The organism is Cohnella yongneupensis (assembly GCF_042655785.1).
In the GTDB taxonomy this organism is placed as follows: domain Bacteria; phylum Bacillota; class Bacilli; order Paenibacillales; family Paenibacillaceae; genus Cohnella; species Cohnella yongneupensis.
This window is the reverse complement of record NZ_JBHSNC010000003.1, coordinates 32,465-49,380: the sequence shown is the minus strand read 5'-3', so window position 1 is coordinate 49,380 and position 16,916 is coordinate 32,465. Positions and strand designations below refer to the sequence as shown.

Here is a 16,916-nt window from a genome sequence, read left to right as displayed (position 1 = left end):
TATTACTTATTGATAAACCCTTTGTAGTGACGTTTGATCAGCTGGCTTTCGATCTGCTTCATCGTCTCGAGTGCGACCCCGATAACGATCAAGAGCGAAGTACCACCGAGCTTAACCGTACGCGGCAAGTCAGCCAACGTTCCGAAGAATACCGGCAATACCGAGATCAGTGCAAGGAAGACAGCGCCAGCGAGCGTGATGCGAGTAATTACGCGCATCAGATAGCCTTGCGTTGGCTTACCAGGACGAATACCCGGGATGTAACCGCCGTTCTTCTTCATGTTGTCCGCAAGTTGTTGCGGATTGAATTGCACGAACGTGTAGAAGAAGGTGAAACCGATGATCAGCAATACGTACAGCAACATGCCGAGCGGCTTGTCGTAGTACAGATGATTGATGACCCATTGTGCCCAACCATGCGTCGACCAGAACTGCGCGATCGTAATTGGGAATGTAAGCAGCGATACCGCGAAGATAACCGGAATTACGCCCGCCCCATTAACCTTAAGAGGAATGTGGGTGGATTGGCCGCCGTACATTTTTTGTCCGACAACCCGTTTAGCGTATTGAACCGGAATTTTGCGTACGCCTTGTTGAATGAAGATAACCCCTGCAATAATCAGGATGATTACGAGCAGGATGACGACCATCTTCACGACGTTTAGAAACACTTGATCCGAGTTCGTGAATTGAGATGCATAGATATCGCGTGCATGTTTAGGAATAGCAGCAACGATGGCAGCGAAGATGAGGATCGAGATCCCGTTACCTACGCCCTTCTCGTTGATCTGTTCGCCCAACCACATTAAGAACGCGGTACCTGCAGTCAATACAATCGCAATCATGAGGTAGGTAGCGACCGTAGGGTCGATAACCATACCGTACATCCGGTGGAACCCGATGGCCGTTGCGAAGGCTTGGATTATCCCAAGAATGACCGTCCCGTAACGTGTAACCTGCGCTAACTTACGCTTACCGTTCTCGCCTTCCTTCTGCCATTCGGAGAACTTCGGAATGACATCCATCGAAAGCAACTGAACGATAATCGAAGCCGTGATGTACGGAGTGATACCCAGTGCAAAAATGGAGAAGTGGAACAGAGCACCACCGGAGAACGTATTCAGCAGGCCGAACAAATCGCTACCCGATGTTCCAGCCTGCGTCAGTGCGTCCTTGTCAATGTTCGGAACCGGAATGAAGGCACCGATGCGATAAACAAACAGGATGAAAAGGGTAAAGAGGATCTTCCTGCGAAGGTCCACTACCTTCCAAATGTTAGTGACGGTCGCGAACATTAGATCACCTCGGTTTTACCGCCGGCGGCCTGAATTTTTTCTACTGCAGACTGCGAAAACTTGTGAGCTTTAACAGTCAGCCCTACATTCAGTTCGCCATTGCCCAGAATCTTGATACCGTCTTTCGCGTTCTTCAGAATGCCCTCGGAGAGAAGCAAATCTGGGGTAACATCAGTACCAGCCGCAAAACGGTTCAGTTGGTTCAGGTTAACAATTGCGAATTCAGTAGCAAAACGATCGTTGTTAAAGCCGCGTTTAGGAACTCGACGGTAAAGTGGGTTTTGACCACCCTCGAAACCGGGACGAACACCGCCGCCGGAACGAGCGTTTTGCCCTTTATGACCGCGACCGGACGTTTTGCCGAGACCGCTTCCGGCGCCGCGTCCAACACGTTTCCGCGTGAACGTCGAGCCTTCGTTCGGAGATAGCTCATGCAATTTCATCGTACGTCGCACCTCCTTGAGAGTTATGCTAATTAAATCTTAAACTTCTTTAACTTCGACCAAGTGGCTAACGGTATTAACAAGACCGCGAGTTGCCACGTTATCTTCTCTAACTACAGTTTGATGCAGCTTACGAAGTCCGAGAGTTTGCACCGATTGGCGTTGGTTCTCGGGACGGCCGATCAAACTGCGCACGAGGGTAATTTGAAGCTGTGCCATCTGTTTCCCCTCCTTAACGGAATAGCTCTGCTACGGTTTTGCCGCGCAGTTTCGCTACGTCTTCGGCGCGTTTCAGGCGGGATAGCCCTTCCAACGTCGCATTGATCATGTTAATGGAGTTGGAGGAACCGAGCGATTTCGTCAAAATATCACCGACACCAGCAAGTTCGAGCACTGCGCGGACAGGACCGCCCGCGATTACGCCCGTACCTTCGGAAGCAGGTTTCAGCAACACTTTGCCGGCGCCGAAGCGTCCTTCAACCGTGTGCGGAATGGTCGTGCCGACCAATGGAACGTGAATGAGCTTTTTCTTAGCGTCGTCGACGCCTTTACGGATTGCTTCTTGAACTTCGGAAGCTTTACCGATACCAGCGCCAACCCAGCCTTTGCCGTCGCCGACAACTACTAGTGCGCTGAAACTCATTCTACGTCCGCCTTTTACGGTTTTGGAGACGCGATTAATTTGAACCATCTTTTCGGTAAGTTCCAACGTATTCGGATCTACACGCAAGTCGTTTACCTCCTTGTGCAAAAAGTGAATTAAAACTGAAGGCCAGCTTCGCGTGCAGCGTCAGCCAGCGCTTGGATACGTCCATGGTACAGGTAGCCGCCGCGATCGAACACGACGTTCTCATAGCCTTTAGCTTTAGCGCGATTAGCGATGAGCTCGCCGACTTTGCGAGCGGACTCAACGTTACCGCCATTGCCGATATCGGCAAGTTCTTTGTCAACCGTAGATGCGCTAGCGAGCGTTACGCCTTTGACGTCGTCGATCAATTGCGCGTAGATGTGCTTGGAAGAACGGAATACGGACAAGCGCGGACGCTCGTTCGTACCGGTGATCTTCTTGCGCACCCGAAGGTGACGCTTCAAGCGCGCTTTATTCTTATCGCCTTTGGAAATCATCCGAAAGGTCACTCCCTTCAAGTTGTCGTTGCATATGGGCAGTTTTTAGGCCACCCGCAACCTACTTCTCAACTTACTTCTTCTTACCTGCTTTACCTTCTTTACGAAGGATGCGTTCGCCTTCGTACTTGATACCTTTACCTTTGTAAGGCTCAGGAGGACGAACAGCGCGGATCTTAGCAGCAATCTCGCCGACTGCTTCTTTATCGATCCCTTTAACGATGATTCTGTTCTGCGCTGGCACTTCGAACTCAATGCCGCTTGCAGGAACGATTTCAACCGGATGGGAGTAACCAACGTTCAATACCAGCTTATCGCCGGATTTACTTGCACGGTAACCTACACCAACCAGATCAAGGTTCTTGATGTAACCTTCGGTTACACCGTTAACCATGTTAGCTACTACGCTGCGGGTCGTTCCGTGCAGCGAGCGGTGAAGTTTGTTATCTGAAGGACGTTCTACAGTAATAACATCGGAAGCAACAGACACTTTCATGTCTTTATGCAACTCACGGGACAAAGAACCTTTCGGGCCTTTAACCGTGATTACGTTGTTGTCCAGGTTCACGTTCACGCTGCTAGGCACCTGGATCGGTTTGCGACCAATACGGGACATGGGTACACCTCCAATCTTGTAACAGTTAAATTACCAAACGTAGCAAAGCACTTCGCCGCCGGATTTGCCTTGACGGGCTTCCTTGTCGGTTACGATGCCTTTGGATGTGGAAATGATCGCGATGCCGAGGCCACCCAGCACGCGCGGTACTTCGTTAGATTTCGTGTATACGCGCAGGCCGGGTTTGCTGATGCGTTTGAGGCCTGTGATAACGCGCTCGTTGTTCGGGCCGTATTTCAAGAAAATACGGATCAAACCTTGTTTGTTATCTTCTACATATTCTGCGTCGCGGATAAAGCCTTCACGTTTAAGGATTTCAGCAATTTGCTTCTTAACCGTGGATGCAGGCAGTTCCACAGACTCGTGACGCACTAGATTCGCGTTGCGAATGCGCGTCAGCATATCTGCAATTGGATCAGACATAACCATGGGGTAAACCTCCTTCCCGAACTAGGCTGATTACCAGCTCGCTTTTTTGACGCCAGGAATCTGGCCTTTGTATGCCAACTCACGGAAACAGATCCGGCAGATCTTGAACTTTTGAAGAACCGAATGCGGACGGCCGCAACGTTCGCAACGCGTGTAAGCTTGGACTTTAAACTTCGGCTCGCGTTGTTGCTTGACCTTCATCGATGTTTTTGCCACTTGCTTTACACCTCCATTGGGTACCTTTTGCTAATTAGGCCGGGGTTGGCGTCACTTCGCAAACGGCATACCCAATTGGGTGAGCAGCTCACGCGCTTCTTCGTCCGATTGCGCCGTCGTTACGATGACGATGTCCATCCCGCGAACTTTATCAATCTTGTCATACTCGATTTCCGGGAAGATCAATTGCTCTTTCAAGCCCAGCGTGTAGTTTCCGCGTCCATCGAACGATTTGGTCGATACGCCGCGGAAGTCACGTACGCGTGGCAAGGAAATGTTGAACAATTTGTCCAGGAAGTAATACATACGGTCGCCGCGTAGCGTTACTTTAGCGCCGATAGGTACATTTTCACGAAGGCGGAAGCCTGCGATCGATTTTTTGGAACGCGTGATTACTGGTTTTTGACCAGCGATCTTCTGCATATCCTCTACGGCATTGTCCATAATTTTGGAGTTAGAGACTGCCTCGCCGACACCCATGTTGATGACGACTTTCTCGATCTTCGGCACTTGCATAACCGACTTGTAGCTAAACTTCTGCATCAGAGCAGGAGTGATTTCGTTCTGAAAACGTTCCTTCATTCTTGCTGCCATGAGTCACAATGACCTCCTTTCCGTCTTACTTTCGAATTAATCGATCTCTTGACCGGATTTTTTAGCGATCCGGATTTTCTTGCCGTTTTCGAGCACTTTGTAGCCGACACGAGTCGCTTTGCCGCTCTTAGGATCGATATGCATCACGTTGGACACGTGAATCGGCGCTTCGCGCTCGATGATACCGCCTTGTTGGTTCGTTGGGTTCGGGCGTGTATGGCGCTTCACCATATTGACGCCTTCTACAAGCACACGATTTTCGCGCGGATACGCAGCGATAATGCGGCCTTTTTTCCCTTTATCTTTGCCCGTGATGACGATAACGTTATCGTCTTTCTTCACGTGCAGTTTATTGTTGTGCGATTCAAGCACTTTTTTCAAACGGGGCATGGGTCCACCTCCTAGCCTGTTTCTTCGGTTCCGAAACCGTTAGTTATAGAACTTCCGGTGCCAGGGAAATGATTTTCATGAAGTCGCGCTCGCGAAGTTCGCGTGCAACTGGTCCAAAGATACGAGTACCGCGTGGGCTCTTATCTTCTTTAACGATTACGGCCGCGTTCTCATCGAACGCGATATAGGATCCGTCTTTACGGCGCACCGAGCGTTTCGTACGAACGATAACGCATTTGACTACGTCACCCTTTTTGACAACGCCGCCTGGTGTTGCTTGTTTTACGGAAGCTACGATCAGATCACCGATGGCTCCTACGCGGCGGCCTGTACCGCCAAGCACGCGAATGCACATCAATTCTTTAGCGCCGGAGTTGTCAGCAACTGCAAGACGCGTAAACGGTTGAATCATCGCAAAGTCCTCCTTTCAGTCACTGATCGGTCGATTAAGCCAATACGACTTTCTCGACGATTTCGATCAAACGCCAGTTTTTGTCTTTCGACAACGGGCGGGTCTCCATGATTCTTACTGTGTCGCCGATTTGAGCATCATTGTTCTCATCGTGCGCTTTGAATTTCTTCGTGTATTTAATCCGTTTGTGGTAAAGGCTGTGTTTTTTGTACGTTTCAACAGCTACCACAATCGTTTTGTCCATCTTGTCGCTAACGACTTTACCGAGTTGTACTTTACGGTTGTTGTTACGATCGCTCATGGTAATCCTCCTTTTCTCGGGTTATTAAGAGATGCCGAGTTCACGCTCGCGCAAAATCGTTTTGGCCCGAGCAATTTCTTTCCGCAAGTCGCCAAGGCGATGCGGGTTGTCCAGTTGGCCAGTAGCCAGTTGGAAGCGGAGGTTGAACAGCTCTTCCTTGAAGCCGGCGATCTTCTGTTCGAGTTCCGCCGAAGTCAGGTTACGAAACTCACTGGCTTTCATTTGCTTCACCACCCAGTTCTTCACGTTTCACAAACTTCGTCTTGATAGGCAGCTTGTGTGCAGCAAGACGCATCGCTTCACGTGCGATCTCCTCGGATACGCCTGCAAGCTCGAACAAGATTTTGCCCGGCTTAACTACAGCGACCCATGCTTCTACGTTACCTTTACCGCTACCCATCCGTACCTCGAGAGGCTTTTGGGTGATTGGTTTAGCAGGGAAAATTTTGATCCACACTTTACCACCGCGTTTGATGTAACGAGTCATGGCGATACGAGCAGCTTCGATTTGACGGTTTGTTACCCAGGAAGGCTCCATAGCTTGCAAACCGAATTCACCGAAATGCACTTCAGCGCCGCCTTTTGCGCGACCTTTCATTTTACCGCGATGTTCTTTGCGGTGTTTTACGCGTTTTGGGACCAGCATGATTAGTTGCCTCCTTCCTCAACTGCTCTTTTCTTCGTCGGAAGGACTTCGCCACGGTAGATCCATACTTTTACGCCGATGCGGCCATATGTCGTATGCGCTTCTGCCGTACCGTAATCGATGTCTGCGCGAAGCGTGTGCAATGGCACTGTGCCTTCGCTGTAGCCTTCTTGACGAGCGATTTCCGCGCCGCCCAGACGACCGCTAACGGAAGTTTTGATACCTTTAGCGCCGGCGCGTTGCGTGCGTTGCATAGCTTGCTTCATCGCGCGGCGGAAGGATACGCGGCGTTCGAGTTGTTGAGCAATGCTCTCAGCAACAAGGATCGCGTCCATTTCCGGATTTTTGATCTCGGAGATATTAATGTGCACTTTTTTGCCGTTGGACAATTTGGTCAGTTGACCGCGAAGCACTTCGACTTCTGCGCCGCCTTTACCGATTACGATACCCGGCTTAGCCGTATGAATCGTTACGTTAACGCGGTTAGCAGCACGTTCGATTTCGATTTTGGAAACCGCTGCTTCTTTAAGCTTATTTTTGAGGAATTCGCGGATTTTGACATCTTCCATAAGAAGAGTGCCGAAATCTTTGTCAGCGTACCATTTGGATTCCCAATCACGGATTACGCCGATACGAAGACCGACGGGATTTACCTTTTGACCCACACGTTGTCCCTCCTTATTTTTCGGATACGACCAGCGTAATGTGGCTGGAGCGCTTAAAGATGCTGAATGCGCGACCTTGGGAACGCGGTTGGAATCGTTTCATCGTAGCACCTTCGTTGACAAAGGCTTCAGAAACGACCAATTTGTTCACGTCGAGCTGGTAGTTGTGTTCAGCGTTAGCAATCGCAGAGTTCAGCAGCTTCTCCACAACAGGAGATGCCGAACGCGGCGTGTGGCGCAGAATGGCAATCGCTTCGCCCACTTTTTTGCCGCGAATCAGGTCTACGACCAGACGGACTTTGCGAGCCGGAATGCGAATGTTATTCACAACAGCTTTCGCTTGTTGAGACATCGATGTACCTCCTCCCTTACGTTACGTACGTTGGCCTAGCCAACCGTAGGGTTTTTATCGTTTGCCCGTTTTCTTGTCGTCGTCGGAATGGCCTTTGAATGTGCGCGTAGGCGCGAATTCTCCGAGCTTATGTCCAACCATATCCTCAGATACGTATACTGGCACATGCTTACGTCCGTCATACACTGCGAACGTGTGGCCCACGAATTGAGGGAAGATCGTCGAACGACGAGACCAAGTTTTAATTACGGCTTTTTTGTTGTTGCCGGACAGCTCTTCCACTTTTTTCAGCAGATAGCCATCCACGAAAGGCCCTTTTTTCAAACTGCGACCCATGGAATGCTCCTCCCTTCGACACGGCTTGAGCGAGTGGCGTTCATGCCGCTAAGCAATTACTTGCTGCGGCGACGAACGATATATTGGCTCGATGCTTTTTTCTTCTTGCGAGTTTTGTAGCCAAGCGTTGGCTTGCCCCATGGAGAAAGCGGGGATTTGCGACCGATTGGAGCACGGCCTTCGCCACCACCGTGCGGGTGATCGACCGGGTTCATTACGACGCCGCGGACGGTTGGGCGTTTGCCCAGATGACGGTTACGACCAGCTTTACCGATGTTAATCAGCTCGTGGTCTTGGTTGCCTACGGAACCAATCGTTGCGCGGCATTGTTTGAGAACGCGGCGGATTTCGCCGGAAGCCAAACGAATGGTCACGTATTGCGTTTCTTTACCGAGCAATTGAGCTTCCGTACCTGCAGCGCGAACCATTTGGCCGCCTTTGCCTGGTTTCAACTCAATGTTGTGGATAAGCGTACCAACCGGGATGTTCTCGAGCGGAAGCGCGTTACCTACTTTAATGTCAGCTTCTGGACCGGAGAAGATTTGATCTCCGACTTTCAGCCCTTTAGGAGCGATGATGTATGTCTTTTCGCCATCTGCATAGTTGATCAGTGCGATGTAAGACGTACGGTTCGGATCGTATTCAATCGTAGCCACGCGGCCGGGAATGCCGTCCTTCGTGCGTTTGAAATCGATGATCCGGTATTTGCGCTTGTGACCGCCGCCGTGATGGCGAACAGTGATCTTACCTTGATGGTTACGACCTGCGCGTTTGCTCAGAGGTGCAAGCAAAGATTTCTCCGGCGTTGTTGCCGTAATTTCTTCGAACGTCGACATCGTCATTTGACGGCGGCTCGGCGTTGTCGGATTAAACTTTTTGACTGGCACTTGGTTTCCCTCCTTACTTTAGAGACTTATCAAACCGACGCTTCGAAGAATTCGAGCGGCTTGCTATCTGCGGACAGCGTTACGAACGCTTTCTTCCATTCGGAAGTATATCCGCTGTGTTTGCCATAGCGCTTAGGCTTAGCAGGTACGCGCAGCGTATTGACGTTAACGACCTTAACTTTGAAGATCGCTTCAACCGCTTGCTTGATTTCCGTTTTGTTAGCTCTCAAGTCAACTTCGAACACGTATTTCTGTTGTTCGACGAATTCGCTTGTGCGCTCCGTAATTACCGGCCGTTTGATCACATCGCGGGGGTTCTTCATTACGCGAACACCTCCTCAACTTTAGCGACCGCTTCCGTCGTGATGATCAGTTGATCATGTCTCATCACGTCAAGCACGTTGATTCCATCTGCAGCGACAAATTTAACGCCTGGGATGTTACGTGCGGACAGGGCCACATTTTGCTCATAGTTAGCGGTAACAACAAGTGCTTTGCGCTCAACTTTGAGGTTGTTCAGGATTTTAGCGAAGTCCTTCGTTTTAGGCGTGGACAAGCTCAGTTGATCCAGAACGATGATTTGATTCGAGATGACTTTGCTGGACAAAGCCGATTTAATCGCCAAACGACGAACTTTACGAGGCAATTTGAATCCGTAGCTACGCGGAGTAGGTCCGAATACGATACCGCCGCCTTTCCATTGCGGCGAACGGATACTACCTTGACGCGCGCGTCCGGTTCCTTTTTGTTTCCAAGGCTTACGTCCGCCACCGCTAACTTCCGAACGTCCTTTGACGTCGTGCGTTCCGGAGCGAAGCGAAGCTTGTTGAAGCAATACCGCGCTGTGCAGAACGTGGGTGTTAGGCTGAAGTCCGAAAATCGCTTCAGGCAGATCCAGTTCGCTAACCGGCTTGCCGTCAACGTTATAAACAGTCACTTTCGGCATGAGTGGTCCTCCTTTCTTAACCGTTGTAAATTATTTCTTCACCGACGAGCGGATTTTGATGTAGCTGTTGCGCGCGCCCGGTACGGAGCCTTTGATCAACAGTACGTTGCGCTCGAGGTCGACTCTAACGACTTCAAGGTTTTGTACGGTGATCGTTTCGCTACCCATACGGCCGTGCATTTTTTTACCTTTTGGTACGCGGTTAGCGTCGCGAATCGTCGCAAGCGAACCGTTACCGCGGTGGTATTTCGAACCGTGCGTCATTTTACCGCGTTGGAAGCCCCAACGTTTGATTGCGCCCGTAGTTCCTTTACCTTTGGAAACACCTGTTACGTCAACAAACGCGCCTTCAGCAAAAACGTCAACTTTGACTTCCGCACCGACTTCGAGGTCGGACGAACCGCTGATTTCGCGAATGAAGCGCTTGGGCGCCGTGCCTGCTTTTTTAGCATGGCCGATGGCTGGTTTAGTAGCTAGCTTTTCGCGTTTGTCCGCGAAGCCGAGCTGGATTGCTTCGTATCCGTCGTTGTCCGAGCTTTTCTTTTGGAGCACGACGTTCGGAGTTGCTTCAATAACCGTTACAGGCACGACGCTTCCGTCCGCTGCGAAGATTTGAGTCATTCCGAGTTTACGTCCCAAGATTCCTGGCATGTTGACACCTCTTTTCCTTGATGGATCTAATTATGGTTGCTGTACTCTAGATTAAAGCTTGATTTCGATATCAACGCCGGATGGCAGGTCAAGACGCATAAGCGCATCGACTGTTTGCGGCGTAGGATTGACGATATCAATCAGACGCTTGTGCGTACGCATTTCGAACTGCTCGCGCGAGTCCTTGTACTTATGCACAGCACGCAGAATCGTAATGATTTGCTTTTCCGTCGGCAACGGAATTGGCCCAGAAACACCTGCACCAGTACGTTTTGCCGTTTCTACGATTTTCTCCGCGGATTGATCCAGGATACGGTGATCGTAGGCTTTCAAACGGATACGGATTTTTTGCTTAGCCATATAATTCCCTCCTTCATTCGCCCAATTTTGGAATCGGACATACTCCGCGAGAATAACCCGCCACAACCCCGTTCCCACTCTATGGCAAAGGGGCCGGGTGTGTCGGCAACCTCTCACATCGACGCACAGTCACAGACCAACATTCACTATTATAGCGATTTGCCCATGTGAATGCAACAATAATTTATGCTTATTTTCAACAACTAATTTATCGGACAATCCTTGTCTTGCAAGGCTTCGTTCCACGAGCGCACGATGTTGGCAAACAATGCTTTTAATGAAGAAACGCATAACTGGATAACCTTAGTACGAGCCCGCAGAGGAGGAGTTCATGGTGCCGGAATGGTTGCAGGTTAGTTTTCGTACGCTTATGGCTGTGCTCGTACTATTCGTATTGACTCGCCTTCTTGGCAAAAGACAAGTATCGCAGTTGTCGACCTTCGAGTACATCACCGGAATCTCGATCGGCAACATGGCAGCTTACCTGTCTTTGGATACGGATTCCCATTGGTTGTTGGGTCTAGTTGCTTTAGTTGCTTGGGTCACCTTGTCACTCGCAATCGAATACCTGCAATTGAAGAGTAAAAAGGCTCGAGATCTCATCGATGGCAAAGCGACGGTATTGATTCAGAACGGTAAGATCTTGGAACGCAACTTAAAAAAGGAACGAATAACGTCTGACGAGCTGCTTGAAATGCTTCGAAGAAATTCCGTCTTCAATATCGATACGGTTGAATTCGCGATATTGGATACGAGCGGCGAACTAAACGTATTATTGAAGAAACAGTATCAGCCGTTAACGCCTTCAGACATCGGAATGGTCGTCACGCCTGAAAAGGCCCCGATGACCATTATCATGGACGGCAAAGTGCTGGAGGATTCGTTAAAGAGAGTCGGGTTGAACGAAAACTGGTTAAATGCCAAGCTCAAGCAGCTGGGCACCCGACATGAAGACATATACTTAGCTCAAGTGGATTCGCAAAACAAGCTTTACCTCGATCCTTTTGACAGGCAGGCTCAAAACACCCATTAATAAGAATATAGTCACTGAAAACGAATAGTCTCACTCATCAGCCCCGCATGTCCGCCATATAGTTAAGACAGGCTGACTTAAGGGGCTGATTGACGTTGCTCTCGTTTTCAAAGCTTTTGGCGATCATAATTGGATGTATGTTAATCGCAATAGGCATCGACTTCTTCCTAATGCCCATCAAAGTGTTGGACGGCGGAGTCATCGGCTTGGCACTGATAGCCAATTACATGTTCGAGGTTCGCGTAGGTCTCTTCTTGTTCGTGTGCAGCATTCCAGTATTCGTATTTGCTTGGTTCAAGGATAAAATTATGTTGTTCCACAGCTTATACGGGATGCTATTCCTCTCCTACTTCATAGACGTTCTCGAGCCCTATACCTACCACTTTAGATATGAGATCCGAATCAATCCTTTTACAAGCTCCGTAATCGGAGGACTGTTCATCGGTCTCGGATTCGGTATATTGCTTCGTTATAATACAAGCACCGGAGGATTGGATCTTCTAGCCAAGCTGTTAACGGACAACCGGCGTCTCAACGTCGGAATTATTATCTGGTTATTGGACGCGATCATCGTCAGCATCGGAGGTTTGTTGTTTAGCGCCGACACGTTCTTCTTGTCGGTGGCGACGGTTTGCGCGGGAGGTATTGTTACGAGCTTATTTACGCTCAAGATTAAAGCGAGATAGAATGCGTTTCTTCTATATATAGAAGAAACAAAAAAGAAGGCTTTCCCCGAGGGGAAAGCCTTCTTAGCGTTTAAGCTCAGATTACTTCTGGATGGAAGCAACTGCGCCAGCGCCAACCGTACGGCCGCCTTCGCGGATTGCGAAACGCGTGCCTTCTTCAACAGCGATTGGAGCGATCAGGGAAACCGTAACTGTGATGTTATCGCCTGGCATAACCATCTCAGTGCCTTCTGGCAAGTTGATGATGCCCGTAACGTCAGTCGTACGGAAGTAGAATTGTGGACGGTAGCCTGTGAAGAAAGGCTTATGACGGCCGCCTTCACCGGAAGTCAGAACGTAGATTTGCGCCGTAAACTCAGTGTGTGGCTTAACGGAGTTTGGTTTTGCAATTACTTGTCCACGCTCGATGTCTTTACGGTCTACGCCGCGAAGCAATGCGCCGACGTTGTCGCCCGCTTGTGCTTGGTCAAGCAATTTGCGGAACATTTCAACGCCCGTTACTACGGATTTGCGAGTTTCTTCGTGAAGGCCAACGATTTCAACTTCATCGCCGACTTTAACGATACCACGCTCAACGCGACCCGTTGCAACCGTACCACGACCAGTGATCGTGAACACGTCCTCAACTGGCATCAAGAAAGGCTTGTCAGTTGCGCGCTCTGGTTGTGGGATGTAGCTGTCGACTGCTTCGAACAGCTCAACGATTTTGTCAGCCCAAGGGCCGTCAGGGTTTTGAAGAGCTTCACGAGCAGAACCGCGGATGATTGGAGTATCATCGCCTGGGAACTCGTACTCGTTCAGAAGGTCGCGAACTTCCATCTCAACAAGCTCAAGCAATTCTTCGTCTTCAACCATGTCGCATTTGTTCAAGAATACGACGATGTAAGGAACACCTACTTGCTTGGAAAGCAAGATGTGCTCGCGCGTTTGCGGCATTGGGCCGTCAGCAGCGGAACAAACGAGGATAGCGCCATCCATTTGTGCAGCACCGGTGATCATGTTCTTAACGTAGTCAGCATGTCCAGGGCAGTCAACGTGAGCGTAGTGACGGTTGTTCGTCTCGTACTCAACGTGTGCAGTGGAAATCGTGATACCACGCTCGCGCTCTTCTGGCGCTTTGTCGATTTGGTCGAATGCTACTGCAGCTCCACCATATCTTTTGGAAAGAACAGTCGTGATTGCAGCCGTCAATGTCGTTTTACCGTGGTCGACGTGACCGATCGTACCGATATTAACGTGCGGCTTATTACGTTCAAACTTCGCTTTTCCCATGGTTCAATTTCCTCCTTAATAAGTAAAAAGTAATATAGTGGGGGTGTGGAGAACCGCATTACGGTTCTCGTTCACACCTATTTCCTACTTGATTAGTTGCCTTTGTGCTTAGCGATGATTTCTTCGCCGATCGACTTAGGCACTTCTTCGTAGTGCGACAGTTCCATCGAGAACACGCCGCGACCTTGCGTACCGGAACGAAGCGTCGTGGAGTAACCGAACATTTCCGCCAAAGGCACTTTAGCGCGGATGATTTGAGCGCCGAAGCGCGAATCCGTACCTTCAATGCGTCCACGACGGGAGCTCAGCATACCCATTACGTCTCCGAAATATTCTTCCGGAACCGTAACTTCGACCTTCATGATCGGCTCGAGCAAGCAAGGGTTACATTTCTCCTTGGCTGCTTTAAGCGCCATCGAACCGGCGATTTTGAACGCCATCTCGTTGGAGTCGACGTCATGGTACGAACCATCGACTACGGTGGCTTTTACGTCAACTAGCGGGAAGCCAGCGAGTACGCCATTTTTCATCGATTCTTCGATACCAGCACCGATCGGAGCAATATACTCACGCGGAATCGCTCCACCGACGACTTTGCTCTCGAACAAGAATCCTGCGCCTGCTTCTTGTGGTTCGAACTCAACCCAACAATGGCCATATTGACCACGGCCGCCGGATTGACGTACGAACTTACCTTCAACGCGTGCAGCAGACTTGAAAGTCTCGCGGTAAGCAACTTGCGGCTTACCAACGTTCGTTTCAACCTTGAACTCACGAAGCATACGGTCGACGAGAATCTCCAAGTGGAGCTCGCCCATACCCGCGATGATCGTTTGTCCAGTTTCTTCGTCCGTGTGAGCGCGGAACGTAGGATCTTCCTCGGACAGTTTTTGCAGCGCGATACCCATTTTGTCTTGGTCAGCCTTCGTCTTTGGTTCTACCGCGAGCTGGATAACCGGCTCTGGGAAGTTCATCGACTCCAGGATAACTGGGTTTTTCTCGTCGCACAACGTGTCACCGGTCGTCGTATCTTTCAAGCCTACTGCAGCTGCGATGTCACCAGCATACACGATGCTGATTTCTTGACGGCTGTTCGCATGCATTTGAAGAATACGGCCTACGCGTTCGCGTTTGTTTTTCGTTGCATTCACAACGTAAGAGCCAGCATTCAGAACGCCGGAATATACGCGGAAGAACGTCAACTTACCGACGAACGGGTCGGTCATGATTTTGAATGCCAGTGCCGAGAACGGCTGGCTGTCATCCGATTTACGGATCGTTTCCGTACCGTCGTCGAGATGTCCCTTGATATCAGGAACGTCTACAGGAGAAGGCAGGTAGTCAACGACCGCATCCAACATCGGTTGAACGCCTTTGTTACGGTAAGAAGAACCGCAAACGACTGGGAAGATTTTCACTTCGCAGACGCCTCTACGTAGAGCTGCTTTCAGTTCCGGAATCGAAATTTCTTCGCCTTCCAGATACTTCATCATCAACTCTTCGTCAAGTTCCGCTACTTTCTCGACGAGCACTGCGCGAAGCTCTTCAGCTTGTGCTTGCAGTTCTGCCGGAATGTCGCCCGTAACCGGATCTTTGCCGAGATCGTCTTGGTATTTGTAAGCGACCATCTCAACGAGGTCGATCATACCCGTGAATACGTTCTCTGCGCCGATCGGCAGTTGGATTGCGACAGCATTAGCGCCAAGGCGTTCCTTCATGTCTTTAACGACGTTCAGGAAGTCCGCGCCGATGATATCCATTTTGTTAACATAAGCGATACGAGGTACGCCGTAACGGTCGGCTTGACGCCATACCGTCTCGGATTGAGGCTCTACGCCTTCTTTGGCGCTAAATACGCCAACTGCCCCGTCCAATACGCGCAAGGAGCGCTCGACCTCTACCGTAAAGTCAACGTGACCCGGAGTGTCGATAATATTGATGCGGTGACCCTTCCACTGAGCAGTCGTAGCTGCGGACGTAATCGTGATTCCGCGCTCTTGCTCTTGTTCCATCCAGTCCATCGTAGCGGCGCCTTCATGCACCTCTCCGATTTTGTGAACGCGGCCGGTGTAGAACAAGATACGCTCAGTCGTCGTGGTTTTACCCGCGTCAATATGCGCCATAATGCCGATATTACGCGTATTTTGCAAGGAGAACTCTCTTGCCATGACGTCTGTCTCCCTTCATTTGACTTGCTAAAGGACCTTCGATGACAGGTTCGCTCGGCGATCCCGACAATCGATGTGTCCAACAAATCCTACCAGCGGTAGTGAGCGAACGCTTTGTTCGCTTCTGCCATTTTGTGAGTGTCCTCACGCTTCTTCACTGCAGCTCCCGTGTTGTTGGAAGCATCCAGGATTTCAGCCGCCAGACGCTCTTCCATCGTCTTCTCGCCGCGGTTGCGGGAGTAGTTAACCAACCAACGCAGTCCAAGGGACGTACGACGCTCTGGCTTAACTTCGATCGGCACTTGGTAGTTGGCACCGCCAACGCGGCGTGCTTTAACTTCAAGTACAGGCATGATGTTCTTGATAGCAGCTTCGAAGACCTCCATTGGATCTTTACCCGAACGCTCTTTAATCAAGTTGAATGCATCATACAGAAGTTGCGAAGCAACGCCTCTCTTACCGTCGATCATAATACGGTTGATAAGGCGCGTAACGAGCTTGCTGTTATATAACGGATCCGGGAGCACGTCCCGTTTCGTTACTGGTCCTTTACGTGGCATCGAAAAATTCCTCCTTTCTCATTCCTGTTCATCTAGCTGAGCTGTTAGGCGATCAAATCGCCTAACGGCCTATTAGGATTTCTTAACTTTTGGTCTCTTCGTGCCGTATTTGGAACGAGCCTGCTTGCGGTTGTTTACGCCTGCAGTATCCAATGCGCCGCGAACGATGTGATAACGAACCCCTGGAAGGTCTTTTACACGACCGCCACGAATCAGAACAACGCTATGCTCTTGCAAGTTGTGTCCGATACCTGGGATGTACGCTGTCACCTCGACACGGTTCGTTAGACGTACACGAGCGTATTTACGAAGTGCAGAGTTCGGTTTTTTAGGCGTCATCGTGCCTACACGGGTGCAAACCCCGCGTTTTTGAGGCGCGCTCAAATCCGTTTCCTCACGCTTCAGGGCGTTGAAGCCTCTTTGCAGTGCAGGGGATTTCGATTTGACCACTTTCGGTTGACGACCTTTACGTACTAGCTGGTTAATTGTTGGCATGTTGCCACCCCCTTCCGATGATAGATGCATAATAAACT

General features: G+C 50.1%; 28 protein-coding genes. 2 read left to right on the top strand and 26 right to left on the bottom strand.

Annotated features, from left to right (window positions below; all coding sequences use genetic code 11):
* Positions 1-2: 2 nt before the first annotated feature.
* From secY to rpsJ, 22 genes are all read right to left on the bottom strand, one after another.
* The gene (secY, locus tag ACFPQ4_RS00980; RefSeq protein ID WP_378109845.1) at positions 3-1,295 is read right to left on the bottom strand and encodes a preprotein translocase subunit SecY; all 1,293 of its coding nucleotides are present in this window, start codon (positions 1,293-1,295) and stop codon (positions 3-5) included.
* A complete protein-coding gene (rplO, locus tag ACFPQ4_RS00975; protein ID WP_378109844.1) occupies positions 1,295-1,738 on the bottom strand; it encodes a 50S ribosomal protein L15 in 444 nt (147 codons plus the stop codon). The genes secY and rplO overlap by 1 nt, the downstream gene beginning before the upstream one ends.
* Before the next feature lie 39 nt (positions 1,739-1,777).
* Entirely contained in the window at positions 1,778-1,957 is a 180-nt protein-coding gene (gene rpmD / locus ACFPQ4_RS00970) for a 50S ribosomal protein L30 (protein ID WP_378109843.1), read from the bottom strand.
* A 13-nt stretch (positions 1,958-1,970) separates the two neighbouring features.
* Positions 1,971-2,468, bottom strand: coding sequence for a 30S ribosomal protein S5 (gene rpsE, locus ACFPQ4_RS00965; protein WP_378109842.1), 498 nt, complete (start codon positions 2,466-2,468; stop codon positions 1,971-1,973).
* Positions 2,469-2,497: 29 nt separating this feature from the next.
* Positions 2,498-2,863 carry a 50S ribosomal protein L18 gene (gene rplR / locus ACFPQ4_RS00960; protein ID WP_378109840.1) on the bottom strand — a complete coding sequence of 122 codons (366 nt, stop codon included), beginning with the start codon at positions 2,861-2,863 and terminating at the stop codon, positions 2,498-2,500.
* Between the two features lie 73 nt (positions 2,864-2,936).
* Positions 2,937-3,479: a 50S ribosomal protein L6 gene (gene rplF, locus ACFPQ4_RS00955; RefSeq protein ID WP_378109839.1), complete on the bottom strand. Its 543-nt coding sequence runs from the start codon at positions 3,477-3,479 to the stop codon at positions 2,937-2,939.
* Positions 3,480-3,509: 30 nt separating this feature from the next.
* A complete protein-coding gene (rpsH, locus tag ACFPQ4_RS00950; protein WP_378109838.1) occupies positions 3,510-3,908 on the bottom strand; it encodes a 30S ribosomal protein S8 in 399 nt (132 codons plus the stop codon).
* A 30-nt stretch (positions 3,909-3,938) separates the two neighbouring features.
* Positions 3,939-4,124: a type Z 30S ribosomal protein S14 gene (locus ACFPQ4_RS00945; protein ID WP_378109837.1), complete on the bottom strand. Its 186-nt coding sequence runs from the start codon at positions 4,122-4,124 to the stop codon at positions 3,939-3,941.
* Positions 4,125-4,175: 51 nt separating this feature from the next.
* Positions 4,176-4,718 (bottom strand): 50S ribosomal protein L5, encoded by a 543-nt coding sequence (rplE, locus tag ACFPQ4_RS00940; protein WP_378109836.1) that lies wholly within the window; start codon positions 4,716-4,718, stop codon positions 4,176-4,178.
* Positions 4,719-4,754: 36 nt separating this feature from the next.
* Positions 4,755-5,108, bottom strand: a complete 354-nt coding sequence (gene rplX / locus ACFPQ4_RS00935) for a 50S ribosomal protein L24 (protein ID WP_378109835.1) — start codon at positions 5,106-5,108, stop codon at positions 4,755-4,757.
* A 43-nt stretch (positions 5,109-5,151) separates the two neighbouring features.
* Positions 5,152-5,520 carry a 50S ribosomal protein L14 gene (gene rplN / locus ACFPQ4_RS00930; protein ID WP_378109834.1) on the bottom strand — a complete coding sequence of 123 codons (369 nt, stop codon included), beginning with the start codon at positions 5,518-5,520 and terminating at the stop codon, positions 5,152-5,154.
* 34 nt (positions 5,521-5,554) lie between these two features.
* The gene (gene rpsQ, locus ACFPQ4_RS00925; RefSeq protein ID WP_378109833.1) at positions 5,555-5,821 is read right to left on the bottom strand and encodes a 30S ribosomal protein S17; all 267 of its coding nucleotides are present in this window, start codon (positions 5,819-5,821) and stop codon (positions 5,555-5,557) included.
* Between the two features lie 24 nt (positions 5,822-5,845).
* The gene (rpmC, locus tag ACFPQ4_RS00920) at positions 5,846-6,043 is read right to left on the bottom strand and encodes a 50S ribosomal protein L29 (protein ID WP_378109832.1); all 198 of its coding nucleotides are present in this window, start codon (positions 6,041-6,043) and stop codon (positions 5,846-5,848) included.
* On the bottom strand, positions 6,030-6,467 hold the full coding sequence (gene rplP, locus ACFPQ4_RS00915; protein ID WP_378109831.1) for a 50S ribosomal protein L16: 438 nt from the start codon (positions 6,465-6,467) through the stop codon (positions 6,030-6,032). Before rplP ends, rpmC begins: the two co-directional genes overlap by 14 nt.
* Before the next feature lie 2 nt (positions 6,468-6,469).
* Positions 6,470-7,132 carry a 30S ribosomal protein S3 gene (gene rpsC, locus ACFPQ4_RS00910; protein ID WP_378109830.1) on the bottom strand — a complete coding sequence of 221 codons (663 nt, stop codon included), beginning with the start codon at positions 7,130-7,132 and terminating at the stop codon, positions 6,470-6,472.
* 13 nt (positions 7,133-7,145) lie between these two features.
* Complete coding sequence (gene rplV / locus ACFPQ4_RS00905) at positions 7,146-7,484, bottom strand: 50S ribosomal protein L22 (protein ID WP_378109829.1); 339 nt, start codon at positions 7,482-7,484, stop codon at positions 7,146-7,148.
* Between the two features lie 54 nt (positions 7,485-7,538).
* Complete coding sequence (rpsS, locus tag ACFPQ4_RS00900; RefSeq protein ID WP_378109828.1) at positions 7,539-7,820, bottom strand: 30S ribosomal protein S19; 282 nt, start codon at positions 7,818-7,820, stop codon at positions 7,539-7,541.
* A 56-nt stretch (positions 7,821-7,876) separates the two neighbouring features.
* Complete coding sequence (gene rplB, locus ACFPQ4_RS00895) at positions 7,877-8,707, bottom strand: 50S ribosomal protein L2 (protein WP_378109827.1); 831 nt, start codon at positions 8,705-8,707, stop codon at positions 7,877-7,879.
* A gap of 29 nt (positions 8,708-8,736) precedes the next feature.
* A complete protein-coding gene (rplW, locus tag ACFPQ4_RS00890) occupies positions 8,737-9,030 on the bottom strand; it encodes a 50S ribosomal protein L23 (protein ID WP_378109825.1) in 294 nt (97 codons plus the stop codon).
* Entirely contained in the window at positions 9,030-9,653 is a 624-nt protein-coding gene (gene rplD, locus ACFPQ4_RS00885; RefSeq protein ID WP_378109824.1) for a 50S ribosomal protein L4, read from the bottom strand. The genes rplW and rplD overlap by 1 nt, the downstream gene beginning before the upstream one ends.
* Positions 9,654-9,683: 30 nt before the next feature.
* Positions 9,684-10,304, bottom strand: coding sequence for a 50S ribosomal protein L3 (rplC, locus tag ACFPQ4_RS00880; protein ID WP_378109823.1), 621 nt, complete (start codon positions 10,302-10,304; stop codon positions 9,684-9,686).
* A 51-nt stretch (positions 10,305-10,355) separates the two neighbouring features.
* A complete protein-coding gene (rpsJ, locus tag ACFPQ4_RS00875) occupies positions 10,356-10,664 on the bottom strand; it encodes a 30S ribosomal protein S10 (protein ID WP_027087350.1) in 309 nt (102 codons plus the stop codon).
* A gap of 331 nt (positions 10,665-10,995) precedes the next feature.
* Here rpsJ and ACFPQ4_RS00870 point away from each other — a divergent pair, with 331 nt between their 5' ends.
* Both ACFPQ4_RS00870 and ACFPQ4_RS00865 read left to right on the top strand, forming a co-directional pair.
* Positions 10,996-11,697: a DUF421 domain-containing protein gene (locus ACFPQ4_RS00870; RefSeq protein ID WP_378109822.1), complete on the top strand. Its 702-nt coding sequence runs from the start codon at positions 10,996-10,998 to the stop codon at positions 11,695-11,697.
* 89 nt (positions 11,698-11,786) lie between these two features.
* Positions 11,787-12,383 (top strand): YitT family protein, encoded by a 597-nt coding sequence (locus ACFPQ4_RS00865; protein WP_378109821.1) that lies wholly within the window; start codon positions 11,787-11,789, stop codon positions 12,381-12,383.
* A gap of 81 nt (positions 12,384-12,464) precedes the next feature.
* Here ACFPQ4_RS00865 and tuf read toward each other — a convergent pair whose 3' ends face one another.
* The 4 genes from tuf to rpsL form a co-directional block, all read right to left on the bottom strand.
* Positions 12,465-13,655: an elongation factor Tu gene (gene tuf, locus ACFPQ4_RS00860; protein ID WP_378109820.1), complete on the bottom strand. Its 1,191-nt coding sequence runs from the start codon at positions 13,653-13,655 to the stop codon at positions 12,465-12,467.
* A gap of 92 nt (positions 13,656-13,747) precedes the next feature.
* Positions 13,748-15,823: an elongation factor G gene (gene fusA, locus ACFPQ4_RS00855; RefSeq protein ID WP_378109819.1), complete on the bottom strand. Its 2,076-nt coding sequence runs from the start codon at positions 15,821-15,823 to the stop codon at positions 13,748-13,750.
* A gap of 89 nt (positions 15,824-15,912) precedes the next feature.
* Positions 15,913-16,383, bottom strand: coding sequence for a 30S ribosomal protein S7 (rpsG, locus tag ACFPQ4_RS00850; RefSeq protein WP_378109818.1), 471 nt, complete (start codon positions 16,381-16,383; stop codon positions 15,913-15,915).
* A gap of 72 nt (positions 16,384-16,455) precedes the next feature.
* The gene (gene rpsL, locus ACFPQ4_RS00845) at positions 16,456-16,878 is read right to left on the bottom strand and encodes a 30S ribosomal protein S12 (RefSeq protein WP_378109817.1); all 423 of its coding nucleotides are present in this window, start codon (positions 16,876-16,878) and stop codon (positions 16,456-16,458) included.
* Positions 16,879-16,916 lie beyond the last annotated feature (38 nt).